Genomic DNA, 12,834 nt, shown 5'->3' with positions numbered 1-12,834 from the left:
GGGCGGCATGATTTCGTCCCCCCTTCGTCTGCGCCTCGATGGCGATGCGCTTGTCGGCAACTGGCGGGCGCTCGCTGCCATGAGCGGTGCTGCGGCGTGCGGCGCGGCGGTGAAGGCCGATGGTTACGGACTTGGCGCGCATGAAGTGGTGCGGCGACTAGCCGAAGCGGGATGCCGGGATTTTTTCGTGGCGACGTGGAACGAGGCGGCGGCGTTGACCGATCGGGGCGTTGCGGTTTCGGTGTTGCACGGGGTGCGGGCGGAGGATCTGGCTGCCGCACTGGCATCGACGACCGCACGTCCGGTGCTGAACAGCGTTCAGCAGGTGCGGCGCTGGCGCGAGGCTGGCGGGGGGCCATGCGACGTGATGGTCGACACCGGCATGAACCGGCTGGGCATTCAGCCGGAGGATGTCGCGGCAGGGCTGCTCGACGGGCTGAATATCGAAACACTGATGAGCCATCTGGCCAGCGCGGATGAAGATGCCCCGCTAAACCGGGTCCAGCGGGATGCGCTCGCGGCGCTGGCAGGGTGCACATTGGCGCGACGCATGAGCCTGGCCAATTCGGCGGGAATCGCGCTGGGGCGGGATTATGCCTTTGACCTGACGCGGCCGGGGATCTCGCTTTACGGCGGGGTGCAGGCGGCGGCGTTTGCCGGCCGGATCGGGCAGGTGGTGACGCCCGAGGTACAGGTGTTGCAGCGGCGTCTGGTGCAGGCGGGGCAGAGCGTCGGCTATAATGCGACTTGGACTGCGGCTATCGATACCGAGGTCGCGGTGGTCAATCTGGGCTATGCCGATGGTTATCTGCGTTGCTTCTCGGACAAGGGCGGCGGACGGGTCGGCGGCGTCGCGGTGCCGGTGATCGGGCGGGTGTCGATGGACCTGACCGCGCTGGACGTGAGCGCCGCACCCGATCTCGCGGAGGGCGACTGGGTGGCAATGGATTATGCGTTGCCGGAAGCGGCGACGCTATCGGGCTTGTCGCAATATGAGCTGATTACCGGTCTGGGTGCGCGGTTCGACCGGATTTGGCACTGAAGCGGCAAGCGGTTCAGCATTGCGAAAGGCGCGATCTGCCACCATCTCTCCAACAATCAGATTGGAGAAATCCCATGCGTGCCTTGCTAACCGCAGCCTCTCTCGCGTTGCTGGCGCTGCCCGGTGCCGCGATTGCCCAGGACAAAGCTTATCCGAAGGGCGAGGCCGAGCTGGCGAAGATGCTGGAGGGACGCGTCGCTGGCACGCCGGTCAAGTGCCTGCCGACCTTTGCGATGGATAACAGCACCGTCATCGACAAGACCGCGATCGTGTATCGCAGCGGATCGAAACTTTACGTGAATCGCCCGCGCGGTGGTGCCGATCAGCTGGATGACGACGATATCCTGTTGACCAAAATCTATGGCAGCCAGCTGTGCAACGTTGACAAGGTCGATCTGATCGACCGAAGCTCACGCATGTGGAGCGGGTTCGTCATGTTGGGTGAGTTCGTACCCTATGAGCGGGTGAAAACCAGCCAGCGCTAAGCGCGCTTCAACGCTGACAACGAAAAAGCCGGCGGTCTCACAGGAGACCGCCGGCTTTTCTGTATCCAACCGGATCGTCCGGCGCGTCCCGAAGGGCGCGCCGTTCGATCAGAAGGCAGTCGTCACGTTCACGAAGAACTGACGCCCGACATAGTCGTAACCGCTGTACAACGGCACGTTGCCGATGCGGTTGTAAGACCCCGACGAAACCGTCGGCAGGCTGGCGTCGAGCAGGTTGCGGACACCCAGCGTCATGCCGAACTTCTCACCGCGATACTGCATCGACAGCGTGTGCAGGAAATAATCCTCCGCCTTGAAGTCATAGGTGTCGATGACCGCCTGGGTCGTGCCGAGGAACGATGCCGGGGTGTTGGTCCCGTCGATCCACTCCACGCCGTAACGCAGGTTCCACTTGTCCAGCGTGAACGAGGCGTCGAACGTGCCGGTCCATTCCGGGTTGTTCAGCGTCTTGATCGAATTCCGGATCGTGTCGGTCGGCAGCGTCTGCGAGTAACGCTCGTCGAACTTCGTGACCTGCGCGTTCAGACGGAACTGACCGTTGAACACCGGCACGTTGTAGCGCGCGTTGAAGTCGATGCCCTTAACCACCGAGTTCGAGATGTTCACATAGCCCTGCGTCACGGTCAGGCCGAACGGCGAGGTCGTGGTACGCTGGATCAGCGAGCAGGTGCCCTGGTTCGCGGTGAAATCGGCCGGCGCGCTGTCATAGCACTGAGCCAGGATCGTGGCGAAGCCGAGCTGCGACACGCCATTCTCGACCTTGATGTCGAAATAATCGACCGCGAAGGAGAGATTGCCGAGGCTGCCCATCTTGGCGTTGAGCACGCCGCCGAAGGTCAGGTTCTTCGACGTTTCCGCGCTGAGACCCGTCGCCGCGCCGCCCTGCTGGTTCACACGGATGCCCGTGGTCGCCTGGAAGGTGGCCGGGAGGCCGAGCGAGGCGCAGTTGACGGCCCGGTTGGAACCGGCCGTCAGGTTGCCATAGTTGTTGCAGACGTCGTTGTTCTGCGACTGGAAACCACTGGTCGAACCCAAGAACTGCTCGAACAGCGCAGGCGCGCGGTACGACGTGCCGTAGCTGCCGCGGAACGAGAAGAACTCGACCGGGGCATAGAGACCGCCGACCTTGTAGGTCGTCTGGCCGCCATAGGAACGATAGTCGGTATAGCGTGCCGAACCGTTGAAGGTCAGGCGATGGATGCCGGGGATGTCTGCGAGCAACGGAACTTCGAGCTCACCGAACACTTCCCAAACCGAATCCGACCCGCGGGTGATGCTCGACGAGGTAAAGCTGTAGAGATCGCCGCCAACCGAGCGCGGGCTCGGCGTATCGTCGATGCTTGCTTCGCGCTGCTCGACGCCCATGGCAACCTGAACCATGCCGCCGGGCAGCTGGAACAGCGGACCGTCGACGGTGAAGTTCAGCACGCGCTCACGATATTTCGTGACGCCCGTGACCGGCTCAACCACATAGTTGAACCAGTTTGCCGGGAAGTTGCCAGCAACCAGGCCCGGGGTGATTGCCGGTGCCGCGACGCAGCCGCCCAGCGTGTTGCGGCATGCGAAGCCGCCACCCGCTGCCGGAACAACGTCAAGGCTCTGTGCCAGCTTGCTCGTGATGATGAGGTCGGTGGTGTATTCGGCGTCCGACCAGCTCTTCATGGCGTAGGCGTCATAGCGCCAGTCGCCGAACAGCGTGCCGCGTGCACCGACCACGCCCTTGACGAAATCGACGGTCTGACGGTTCTCGTAATTGCCATAGTCGGCGAACACGCGAATGCCGATTGGGGTGGTGCCGGTGATGCCGCCAGCCTGGGCTGGCAGGAACTGTGTCGGGAACTGCAGGTTCGCAGGGATCAGCGGGCTGCCGAGTGCGTAATCGATCGTGAACTGACGGTTCTGGAGCTGCGACGACTTGCGGCGGTTGGCCAGCAATTCAGCGTAGATTTCCATGCCGCCAAGCGCGTCGAGCTCGTATGCGCCCTGGATGAAACCGGTGTAGATTTCGGCAGGCGAGATCAGGTCGTTGCGCAGCAGGGCAGGCGTGAAGGTGTCGCGCACGTTCAGGTTGAGCGTGCCGCCACCGACGCACTCGTAACCGGGGACTGCGCCACCAGCCGTCGCATCGGGACGATAGCGGTTGCAGACGCCGGCATAAGCAGCCGGCACACCGAGCGCGCGATCGACCAGCAAGCTGGAGATGTCCGGCGTACCGATCGTATTGACCGTAACGCCGCTCTCACCGGTCACGCCGGTCGGATAGCATTTCGACTGGCCGGTACGCGGATCGATAAAGTCGGCCGAACCCAGTGGCGCCGTTGCGTTGGTACGGCGAAGGCTCTGCTGGCACTGCGTGAAATCGACATCACCGATCGTCAGGCGGCCGCGGTTGTAATATTCAACCGACCCCATGAAGTTCCAGCGATCGCCCGAAGTGCCGAATACGGCCGCCAGACGATGGGCAACGCCAGCGCCGACTTCAGGAACGTTGACCTGACCTTCGAGGATGATGCCGTCGACGTTGGTGCGAGTCACCAGGTTGACGACGCCCGCGATCGCGTCCGAACCGTAGATCGACGATGCGCCGGTGTTCAGGATTTCAACGCGATCGAGCGCTGCGCTCGGCAGCACGTTGAGATCGGCCGAGCCGACCTGACCACGCGAACCGGCCGGCGAAACGCGGCGACCGTTGAGCAGCACCAGCGTGCGGGTTGCACCCAGGCCGCGCAGCGACAGCGTGTTCGCGCCGGGGCCGCCTGCGGTCACGAAACCGCCGAATGCGTTGTTGATCTGCGCGCTGCCGCCGGTGACGGCAGTGCTCTGCAGCAAATCAGCAGTGGAGTTGAAGCCCGCCTGCGTGGCGTCTTCGCGCGTAATCACCTGGATCGGATCGGCGGTGTTGAATTCATCGCGGCGGATGCGCGAGCCGACGACGACAATATCTTCGTCGTCTTTTTCAGCAGCCGTGGTTTCGTCGGCTGGTGTCGTCTGTGCCTGCGCGACGGCAGGAACAAGGAGGAGAGAAGTCGCGAGCGCTGTCGCGGCAAAGAAACGATTCACGTTCATTCTGAGGGACCCCCGTCAAGGTTGGACAGGCTGCCCTAACAATGCGGGGAGCGGATTGCGAGCCTTACGCCCGTTCATCCTGCATCAATAAATTAGCTGTTGCACAATAGTTACAGTATCCGATGAGACGATGCGGCGGCGCCGCATCGTCTCACCGGGTCGTTACGCTGGCGCCGTTTCAGCGCTCGACGCAGAGCGCGATGCCCATGCCGCCGCCGATGCAAAGTGTGGCAAGCCCCTTCTTTGCGTCGCGGCGCTGCATCTCGTACAACAGCGTCGTGAGCACGCGCGCGCCACTGGCACCGATCGGGTGGCCGATCGCGATCGCGCCGCCATTGACGTTGACCTTGTCGGGGTCGAAGCCGAGCTCCTTGCCGACCGACAGCGCCTGTGCCGCGAACGCTTCGTTCGCTTCGATCAGGTCTAGGTCGGCGACGGTCCAGCCGGCCTTAGCCAACGCCTTCTTCGTTGCGGGCACGGGGCCAATGCCCATCACCGACGGATCGACGCCCGCCGTGGCCCAGCTCTTGATCGTGCCCAGAACCGTGCTGCCGCGCTTCTCGGCCTCCTCGCGGCTCATGATGACGAGCGCTGCCGCACCGTCGTTGAGGCCCGATGCATTGGCGGCGGTGACGCTGCCGTCCTTCTTGAAGGCGGGGCGCAGGCCGCTGATTCCGTCCAGCGTCGCACCGGCGCGGATATATTCGTCCTGATCGACGATCGTGTCGCCCTTGCGGCCCGGAATCGTCACCGGGGCGATCTCGTCCTTGAACTTGCCCGCCGACCGTGCGGCTTCGGCGAGGTTTTGCGAGCGGACCGCGAACGCGTCCTGTTCGCCGCGCGTGACCTGATATTGCTCGGCCAGATTTTCGGCGGTGATGCCCATGTGATAGCCGTTGAACACGTCGGTCAGGCCGTCCTTGATCATCGTATCGACCAGGCCGACATCACCCATCTTGGTGCCAGCGCGCATCGATTGCGCGTGCGCCGAGAGCGACATCGATTCCTGACCGCCCGCAACGACGATGGTAGCATCGCCGGTCTGGATCGCCTGGGCCGCGAGCGCGACGGCGCGCAGACCCGATCCGCAGACCTGGTTGATGCCCCATGCGGGCACCTCCTTTGGCACACCCGCCGCCATCGATGCCTGACGCGCGGGGTTCTGACCCTGCGCGGCGGTCAGCACCTGACCCAATATGACTTCGGAAACGTCCTCACCTTTCACGCCCGCCTGTTCCAGCGCAGCCTCGATCGCGACGCGGCCGAGTTCGTGCGCAGGCACGTTGGCGAATGCGCCGAGGAAGCTGCCGACGGCGGTGCGCTTGGCTGCGGTGATGACGACTTCAGTCATAATACGACTCCTGTTGTTTGGGCGTTATCTAGTCGCGGGAAGAGCGGTTAGCCAGTGGGCGAGCGGTCGCCACAGCGCGGCTCGGGCGGACGACCCGACGACCATGCCGACATGACCGAGGCGAAGATCGCGGCGATCGGGCAGGTCGGCGGCGCTGGCGGCGGGGACGATGCGGTCGGTAAGCGAGACGAACTCGATTTTCGGGCAGGATAACAAGGCGGGGTCGATGTTCGTGCCGGCGACTTTCCAGCGTCCAGTTCCGGGCAGGTCGGTTGAGAACATGTCGTCGAACACCTGTCGCCCCGCCGCATAGGTGAGCGGCGCACCGGCATTGGCCCAATCCTCCATCGCAACGAACGACTTGGCTTGCGCGCTGGCGGGATCGAGTCGGGCGAAGCGTTCGTATTTGAGGATCGTGCGCGCGGGGTCGAGTTGCCAGAAGCCGGACTGAAGCACCTCCATCGGCACAAGGCCGAGTGCTTCGCAGGTCGGCTGGGCCGCATTCCACAGCGTGTCGATGCGCTCGAGTGCTTTCGAGCCGAAGCCGCTGAAGTGCCACGGGGTGGCGATCAGGACGAGGCCGCGCACCGGAGTCGCCGCAGCCGCTGCCATCGCCATCGTGCCCCCCAGGCAATAGCCGACCAAAGCGGCTGGCTCGCCGATGCTGCGCAGCAGCGGAATCAGCAGGTCCTCGATATGCTGCGCAACGTCCTGCGCCCGGTCGTGCGGCGTTGGTGTGCCCCAGTTGACCAGCAGCGGACGCACCCCCTGACGCGACAGCCAGCGCAGCAGCGAACGGCGATAGGGCATGTCGAGGATCAGTGGCGGGTTGATGAGCGAGGGCACAAATATGACGGGTGGGCCACTGCCCCCATAGTCGCGCAGGGTCGCGCGGCCCGCCTGCGCTACCGCGGGCATCGGGCGGCGCGGGCGCGGGCGGCGTGCCGCCTGATATGCTGCCAGTCCGGCCAGCGCGGCGGCGCGGCGTTCCGGCGATGCTGCGGTTTCGCTGCGCAACAGGTCTAGGAACAGGGGCAGGGGGCGCGGCCCGTGTTGCGGTGCGGTATCGAAAGATGTTAGGGGCATCTCAAACACCTTTGGGGGCCAGCATGAAAAAGACCGCAAATCCGGACGGCCCGGTCATTATCAAGAAATACGCCAACCGGCGTCTCTACAACACTGAAACCTCGTCCTACATCACGCTCGACCATCTGGCGGCGATGACGCGCGAAGGCCGCGATTTCAAGGTCATCGATGCGAAGACCGAGGATGACATCACGCATAATGTGCTGACGCAGATTATCATGGAAGAGGAAGCGCGCGGCCAGACGCTGCTTCCCGTCAATTTCCTGCGCCAGCTGATCTCGCTTTATGGCGATTCGATGCAGGCGGTGGTGCCGGGTTATCTGGAAGCGTCGATGGACAGTTTCCGCCGCAATCAGGCGCAGTTCAAATCGGCGGTCGAGGGCGCGTTCGCCAACTCGCCTTTCGCCGAAATGGCCAAGCGCAACATGGAAATGTTCGAGGCGGCGACCAAGGCGTTCAAGCCGGGCGCACCCGGCAGCAGCGCCGCGCCAGAGGCGAGCAAGGATGACGAGATCGCCGCGTTGAAGGCGCAACTTGCCGGACTTCAGGACAAGATCGACAAGCTGGGCTGAGCATCCTAGCCTTCCCCGAACGATATTGGGGAGCGATATGAAGAGATTGACCGCATTCACCGCCGCGCTGATGCTGGGCGGGACCGCGCTTGCCCAGACGGCCCCGGTCGATCGCTACATTCATGCGGGAAAGCTGATCGATCGACCGGGGCAGGCACCGCGCGGGGCGAGCACGATCGCGATCCGCGGCGACCGGATCGTCGGCGTCTATGACGGGCATGTGACCCCACTGGGCGAGGCGCCGGTCATCGATCTGAAGGACCGGACGGTGCTGCCCGGGCTGATCGACAGCCATGTCCATCTGAGTTCGGATCGCGCGGGGCAGGAAGGGCTGTTGGCCGAGTTCACCGAGAGCAAGCAGCTGGGCGCTTACGAGGCGCTGTGGAACGCGCGCAAGACGTTGATGGCGGGTTTCACCACCGTTCGCAATCTGGGCGATGGCGGCGCAACGCTGGCATTGCGGGAGGCGATTTCGCGCGGATGGGTGGCCGGGCCGCGGATCGTGGATGCCGGCAGTGCGATCTCGACGACATCGGGTCATATGGACCGGCGGCTGGGCATCGCCGACGACCTGCATTCGCATTTCGGCACCGAGAATCTGTGCGACGGGCCTGACGCGTGTCGCAAGGCGGTGCGCACGCAAATCGGGCGCGGGGCGGATGTCATTAAGATCGCCACCACCGGCGGGGTCAACAGTCGTATCGGTGCTGGGCTGGCCAAGCAGATGTTCGACGATGAGGCGAGGGCGGTGGTCGAAACAGCGCACCTTTATGGCAAGAAGGTTGCGGTCCATGCGCACGGCGCGGACGGGATCGCGGTGGCGCTGCGCGCGGGGGCGGACTCGATCGAGCATGGCACGCTCATCGACGATGAGAGCATCGCTTTGTTCAAGAAAACCGGCGCCTATTATGTGCCGACGCTGTCGACCGTGAACGGCTATCTGGAGCGGATCGCCAAAGACGCGAATGCCTATCCACCCGCCGTGCGCGCGAAAATCGACTGGCGCATCTCGATCACCGGCAAGGCGCTGGAAAAGGCAGTGCCGGCGGGCGTGAAGATCGCGTTCGGCACCGACGCGGGGGTGTCCAAGCACGGCCGCAATGCCGACGAGTTCGAGCTGATGGTCAAGCACGGCATGACCCCGACCCAGGCGATCGCTGCGGCGACGGTGAACGCTGCGGACCTGTTGGGACTGAGCAAGGAGGTCGGCAGCATCGAGGTCGGCAAGAGCGCGGACATCATCGCGGTGGCAGGCGATCCGCTGAGCGATGTGAAGGTGCTGAAATCGGTCGGCTTCGTGATGCGCGCCGGGGTCGTTCACAAGGACTGAGGTGGTCATCGATCCAATACCGACCGGTCACGCAGCGAGTTTGAATGGATCGTTACGTCACCGCAGTGGGCGGTGCCGGGGTCTCGGGCGGAGGGGCGGGTTGCGGGGGAGGACCATATTCCGGGATTTCCAGTTCACTACCAACGTACAGAAGATCGTCCTCGAACAGCAATCCGACATTGCGATTATGGATTCCCAAGATTTCGGCATCTGCGACCGAACCCATTTGCGTTTCCGCCACGCTAAGCAACGTATCCCCTTTTTGAATAACGTAGCGTCGCACGCGAGCCGGCACGCTAAGCGCCCGATCGTCGCCGGCACTTTTCAGTTCGATCCGTCGTTCAGCCAGCAACTCGGCCTGCTGCTCTCCTATCTCTTCGAGCGCTTTCCAGAACGCACGCAGTGAAGGCGGGCGATAGAGTGCCTTTTCGGGGAGTTGATCGGCGGGCGTATGATAGCGTCGCGCGACGACGGGATGGATCGCATATCGATCCATTTCGGGAAACGAGCGGTCGCGAAGACCGACGCCCATCAACCGATCAGACAAGGACCAGCGCGTCTTGCCGATGGCATTGAACAACTGCGCACGATGATCCGGCAACAAGCTGAAAATTGGGGACTGATCGTCTCGATCGAAGGCCAGACCGCTATCACGGGCGCCTTTGACGATCCATTCCAGCGCGGCATCCGATAATCCCCGAACCGGTCCGCCCCCACCGACAGCAGCGTGCGTGCCTGGAAAGAATTGTTGTTCATAGGGTCGCGATTTGGGGCTGAATTCGTTCAGATCGTCGAGATTCGTCCACAATGATGGCTCGAACGAACGCCGGCGTTCGTCGGTAGAGACCGCGTGCCGTGCTCGTTTAACGAAGCCGGATAATTTGGTGTCGTGGAACATGAACTTGCGATTGAGGAATGTCAGCCACTTCAGATGCCTTGGAATGCCCAGAGCGCCGACCGTATCCCAGACGCCGAGATAGGCGATGCGAAGTTGGATCAGGTCATCCGAGACATGTTCGGGATAGGCCCTCTCCCGCCACTCCAGGTCGCCGGGCAGGCAAAGTTTCGGACAATGCTTCAGCCGGAAGGTGCGTGATCTCTCTGAACCGGGCGATGCATTGTCATCGCGACTGATATAGAGATCAATCGCCGCCCTGATATGGGTCAGCGAGCGGCGCGACATAATTCCGCAATTTCTGATCAGCCCGACGAAGGATCGCGCAGCAAACGCACCACGAGAGAATCCGAACACGTAGATGTCATCACCCGGTTCGTAGTTGATGATCAGGAAATGATAGGCCTCGATGATCTTTTCGATCAATCCGTGGCCAAAAACCCCGCCTGTCCATCGTTCGGTTGTGGTCGTTCCTACGCCTTCATCATAATAGATTATCTGGGAAACATCGCCATCATACCGGCTGACCGACTGCGCGACTCGCGCGACGTTAGTCGGGTACGTTCCGTCAATCTTGTTCCACGTTCCGTCGAAACAGAAAATCAGCCGGCGCATAGTATTTCCCCCCGTCAGGGAGAATAGCATAACCACCAGGTCGATCTATCTTCATTTGATCGCCTTTGGCTTGGATGACTTTCGCCAAACAGGATGATGTTAGCCTTACCCGCCCCTGACGCTCGGGTTTGGCTTGCGGAACTTGAGCGTCATGCGGTCGCTTTCGCCGATCGCTTCGTATTTAGCGCGATCGACATCCTTTTCGGCGTAGTTGGGCGGGAGCGTCCAGACGCCCTTGGGATAGTCGGTCGTGTCCTTTGGATTGGCATTGATCTCCGACGCTGCGACGAAGCGGAAGCCCGCATCCTCGGCGAGTTTGCGCACGGTCGATACTTTGAGATAGCCGCTGTTCTTCTCGAGGGCGGCATCGGCGGTTTCGGGCAGGCGGTGCTCGACGATGCCGAGCGTGCCGCCGGGCTTCAGCATGGCGAAAATCTGTTTGAAGGCTTCGGCGCTGCGGTCCTCGGCACCCATTTTCCAGTTATGGATGTTGCGGAAAGTGAGCACCTTGTCCGCGCTGCCCGCGGGTACGCCGGTTTCACCTTCCTTTGCGGGGAATGCGGCGAGTTTGACCGCGCCATAGGTCGCGGCGTCCTGCGCCTGTTTGGTCTGGACGCCCTTCACCCCGTTCGGCCACGGTGCGGCGGCGTACAGCGTGCCGCCTTTTTTGAGATAGGGCGCGAGAATTTCGGTGTACCAGCCGCCACCGGGCCAGAGTTCGACCACCGTATCGGTCGGCCTCACCCCGAAAAAGGCAAGCGTTTCGGCGGGGTGGCGGTATTTGTCGCGTGCGATGTTGGCGGGCGTGCGGGTGGGAGCGGCGACGGCTGCCTTCAAATCGGCACTGACGACACCCATCTGGGGCGCGCCGATGGCAGCAGCGCCGATTGCGGCGGTGGCGACGACGGCAAAGACGGGCAGGGTATAGCGCATCAGGGTTCCTCTCTGATTATTGCGCCTGTGGTGAAGCGGAGTGACGGGCGATGCAAGTGCCGTTGTGGATTGGAGTTGGCGCGTTCGTGGCGGTGGCGGCGGGCAGCGGCTTTGCCGACTGGCGGCGAAGCAAGCGTGCCGACCTCGACCGCGTGGGCTGGATGCCGTGGACGCTGATTCAGGTGATGGCGGTGTTGCTGGCGGTCGTCACTGCGGCACTTGCGATCAAAGGCTAGTAAAAGCGCGCCAGCGTCAGATTGCGTTCGGCGCCGTCGCACAGGCTAAGGCGGACAGTGCGGCCGGGGATGCCGATCGACCAGCTTGCCAGCGCACTGCCGGTGTAGAGCGCAGGAATCGCGCTACCGTCGATGCCGCAGATTTCAGCACCCGCGCGCCAGCCAGCGGCCGCCGCCGGACTGCCACGCATGACATGCAGGACGCGCAGCCGGGGCCCCTCCTGCGCCAGCATCAGCCCGCTGGTGGAACGCGACACCGGCCAGTCGGCGCGGGCGGCGGGGGCGAGGATCATGCGGCCCGCGCCGGGATCGAGCAGCACGCGGTGCCGCCGCAACAGGCCGCTGCCGATGCGGCCCGCCGCGCCCTTGCGGCCCGAAAAGCCGGTATCGGGTTCGACGCGCAGCTCGACATCGCGCGCGGTCAGCGATGCGAGGCGGAGGGTGGGCAGGATCGCAACCTCGGTCTCCACCATGCCGCCCAGACCATAGGCGATTGCGGTGGTGACGGGGCCAGCTTCGCGCTCGCTGCCGCGCCAGGCGCTGCGGGTCAGCGTCACCATGCTGCCGTCGCCGGTATCGACGATCACCGCGCGATGCCGCCGCCCGCCCAGATTGAGTTCGCTGAGATACAGACCCGTGCGATCAGCAAGCGAGAGTGGCGCGGTGACGCCGCGAAACGGCATGCGACCAGAGAGCAGCAGCCGGAAACGCTGGGCATCATAGTCGATTTCGAGTGCGTGTGCGGCGAGCAGGTCCGATCCGACGAACAGATCGACCGGCGCGGACCCGGTGACGCGCGGATCGGCATCGATAATGGCAATGCGCCCGCCGGTGCGGACCAAGCCGCCGACCTCGACGCGTTGCAGCGATGTCCAGCTGAGCGAGACGCTGCCGCCGATGGCATCCGCTCGCCCGGAGACGAGCGGTTTCATGCCTGCTGAGCGTGCGAAGCGGGCGGAGACGGCGCTGTCGCTGACGCCGGTATCGAGGATGGCATCGACCCAGCGGCCGTTGAGCAGCGTGCGGAAGCGGATCTGGTTGCCTGGCGTCAGCTCGAACGGGACCCAGCGGGCTTCGGTGTCGGTGGCGAGGGTCGAGACGGGTGGTGCTGCGCGGACGCGATCGACCGGTGTGACCAGCGCGAGCAGGGCGAGAAACAGGGTCATCGGTGCGCGGACATCCATCGACCCCAGGCTAGACGG

Annotated in this window: 11 protein-coding genes; 5 read left to right on the top strand and 6 right to left on the bottom strand. The window is 63.6% G+C overall.

Annotated elements, in window-relative coordinates:
- Positions 1-7: 7 nt before the first annotated feature.
- Entirely contained in the window at positions 8-1,042 is a 1,035-nt protein-coding gene (gene alr, locus U1702_RS08945) for an alanine racemase (RefSeq protein WP_332723665.1), read from the top strand.
- A gap of 74 nt (positions 1,043-1,116) precedes the next feature.
- Positions 1,117-1,527, top strand: coding sequence for a hypothetical protein (locus tag U1702_RS08940; RefSeq protein ID WP_332723664.1), 411 nt, complete (start codon positions 1,117-1,119; stop codon positions 1,525-1,527).
- A 108-nt stretch (positions 1,528-1,635) separates the two neighbouring features.
- On the opposite strand, the gene U1702_RS08935 is transcribed toward U1702_RS08940, so the two are convergent.
- From U1702_RS08935 to U1702_RS08925, 3 genes are all read right to left on the bottom strand, one after another.
- A complete protein-coding gene (locus U1702_RS08935) occupies positions 1,636-4,614 on the bottom strand; it encodes a TonB-dependent receptor plug domain-containing protein (RefSeq protein WP_332723663.1) in 2,979 nt (992 codons plus the stop codon).
- 178 nt (positions 4,615-4,792) lie between these two features.
- The gene (locus U1702_RS08930) at positions 4,793-5,965 is read right to left on the bottom strand and encodes an acetyl-CoA C-acetyltransferase (RefSeq protein ID WP_332723662.1); all 1,173 of its coding nucleotides are present in this window, start codon (positions 5,963-5,965) and stop codon (positions 4,793-4,795) included.
- Between the two features lie 24 nt (positions 5,966-5,989).
- Positions 5,990-7,051, bottom strand: coding sequence for an alpha/beta fold hydrolase (locus U1702_RS08925; RefSeq protein WP_332723661.1), 1,062 nt, complete (start codon positions 7,049-7,051; stop codon positions 5,990-5,992).
- Between the two features lie 23 nt (positions 7,052-7,074).
- Here U1702_RS08925 and phaR point away from each other — a divergent pair, with 23 nt between their 5' ends.
- Together phaR and U1702_RS08915 are read left to right on the top strand one after the other, a co-directional pair.
- On the top strand, positions 7,075-7,623 hold the full coding sequence (gene phaR, locus U1702_RS08920) for a polyhydroxyalkanoate synthesis repressor PhaR (protein WP_332723660.1): 549 nt from the start codon (positions 7,075-7,077) through the stop codon (positions 7,621-7,623).
- Positions 7,624-7,660: 37 nt separating this feature from the next.
- Positions 7,661-8,953, top strand: coding sequence for a metal-dependent hydrolase family protein (locus U1702_RS08915; protein ID WP_332723659.1), 1,293 nt, complete (start codon positions 7,661-7,663; stop codon positions 8,951-8,953).
- 52 nt (positions 8,954-9,005) lie between these two features.
- Here the strand turns inward: U1702_RS08915 and U1702_RS08910 are convergent, their stop codons facing one another.
- Positions 9,006-10,463, bottom strand: a complete 1,458-nt coding sequence (locus tag U1702_RS08910) for a T6SS phospholipase effector Tle1-like catalytic domain-containing protein (RefSeq protein WP_332723658.1) — start codon at positions 10,461-10,463, stop codon at positions 9,006-9,008.
- A gap of 105 nt (positions 10,464-10,568) precedes the next feature.
- Positions 10,569-11,396, bottom strand: a complete 828-nt coding sequence (locus U1702_RS08905) for a class I SAM-dependent methyltransferase (protein ID WP_332723657.1) — start codon at positions 11,394-11,396, stop codon at positions 10,569-10,571.
- A gap of 56 nt (positions 11,397-11,452) precedes the next feature.
- Here U1702_RS08905 and U1702_RS08900 point away from each other — a divergent pair, with 56 nt between their 5' ends.
- Positions 11,453-11,632, top strand: coding sequence for a hypothetical protein (locus U1702_RS08900; RefSeq protein ID WP_332723656.1), 180 nt, complete (start codon positions 11,453-11,455; stop codon positions 11,630-11,632).
- On the opposite strand, the gene U1702_RS08895 is transcribed toward U1702_RS08900, so the two are convergent.
- Positions 11,629-12,816: an aspartyl protease family protein gene (locus U1702_RS08895; protein ID WP_332723655.1), complete on the bottom strand. Its 1,188-nt coding sequence runs from the start codon at positions 12,814-12,816 to the stop codon at positions 11,629-11,631. The two genes, U1702_RS08900 and U1702_RS08895, sit on opposite strands and share 4 nt — an antisense overlap.
- Positions 12,817-12,834: the final 18 nt, after the last annotated feature.

This window comes from Sphingomonas sp. LT1P40 (assembly GCF_036663835.1).
In the GTDB taxonomy this organism is placed as follows: Bacteria; Pseudomonadota; Alphaproteobacteria; order Sphingomonadales; family Sphingomonadaceae; genus Sphingomonas.
The sequence above is the reverse complement of the archived record's forward strand: the minus strand, read 5'-3'. Positions and strand labels throughout refer to the sequence as shown.

What these genes read in the sequence shown, in the direction of transcription:
- alr (WP_332723665.1), top strand. Translation starts at nt 8, where the DNA reads ATGATTTCGTCCCCCCTTCGTCTGCGCCTCGATGGCGATGCGCTTGTC.
- U1702_RS08930 (WP_332723662.1), bottom strand. Translation starts at nt 5,965, where the DNA reads ATGACTGAAGTCGTCATCACCGCAGCCAAGCGCACCGCCGTCGGCAGC.
- U1702_RS08910 (WP_332723658.1), bottom strand. Translation starts at nt 10,463, where the DNA reads ATGCGCCGGCTGATTTTCTGTTTCGACGGAACGTGGAACAAGATTGAC.
- U1702_RS08895 (WP_332723655.1), bottom strand. Translation starts at nt 12,816, where the DNA reads ATGGATGTCCGCGCACCGATGACCCTGTTTCTCGCCCTGCTCGCGCTG.
- U1702_RS08905 (WP_332723657.1), bottom strand. Translation starts at nt 11,396, where the DNA reads ATGCGCTATACCCTGCCCGTCTTTGCCGTCGTCGCCACCGCCGCAATC.
- U1702_RS08925 (WP_332723661.1), bottom strand. Translation starts at nt 7,051, where the DNA reads ATGCCCCTAACATCTTTCGATACCGCACCGCAACACGGGCCGCGCCCC.
- phaR (WP_332723660.1), top strand. Translation starts at nt 7,075, where the DNA reads ATGAAAAAGACCGCAAATCCGGACGGCCCGGTCATTATCAAGAAATAC.
- U1702_RS08915 (WP_332723659.1), top strand. Translation starts at nt 7,661, where the DNA reads ATGAAGAGATTGACCGCATTCACCGCCGCGCTGATGCTGGGCGGGACC.
- U1702_RS08940 (WP_332723664.1), top strand. Translation starts at nt 1,117, where the DNA reads ATGCGTGCCTTGCTAACCGCAGCCTCTCTCGCGTTGCTGGCGCTGCCC.
- U1702_RS08935 (WP_332723663.1), bottom strand. Translation starts at nt 4,614, where the DNA reads ATGAACGTGAATCGTTTCTTTGCCGCGACAGCGCTCGCGACTTCTCTC.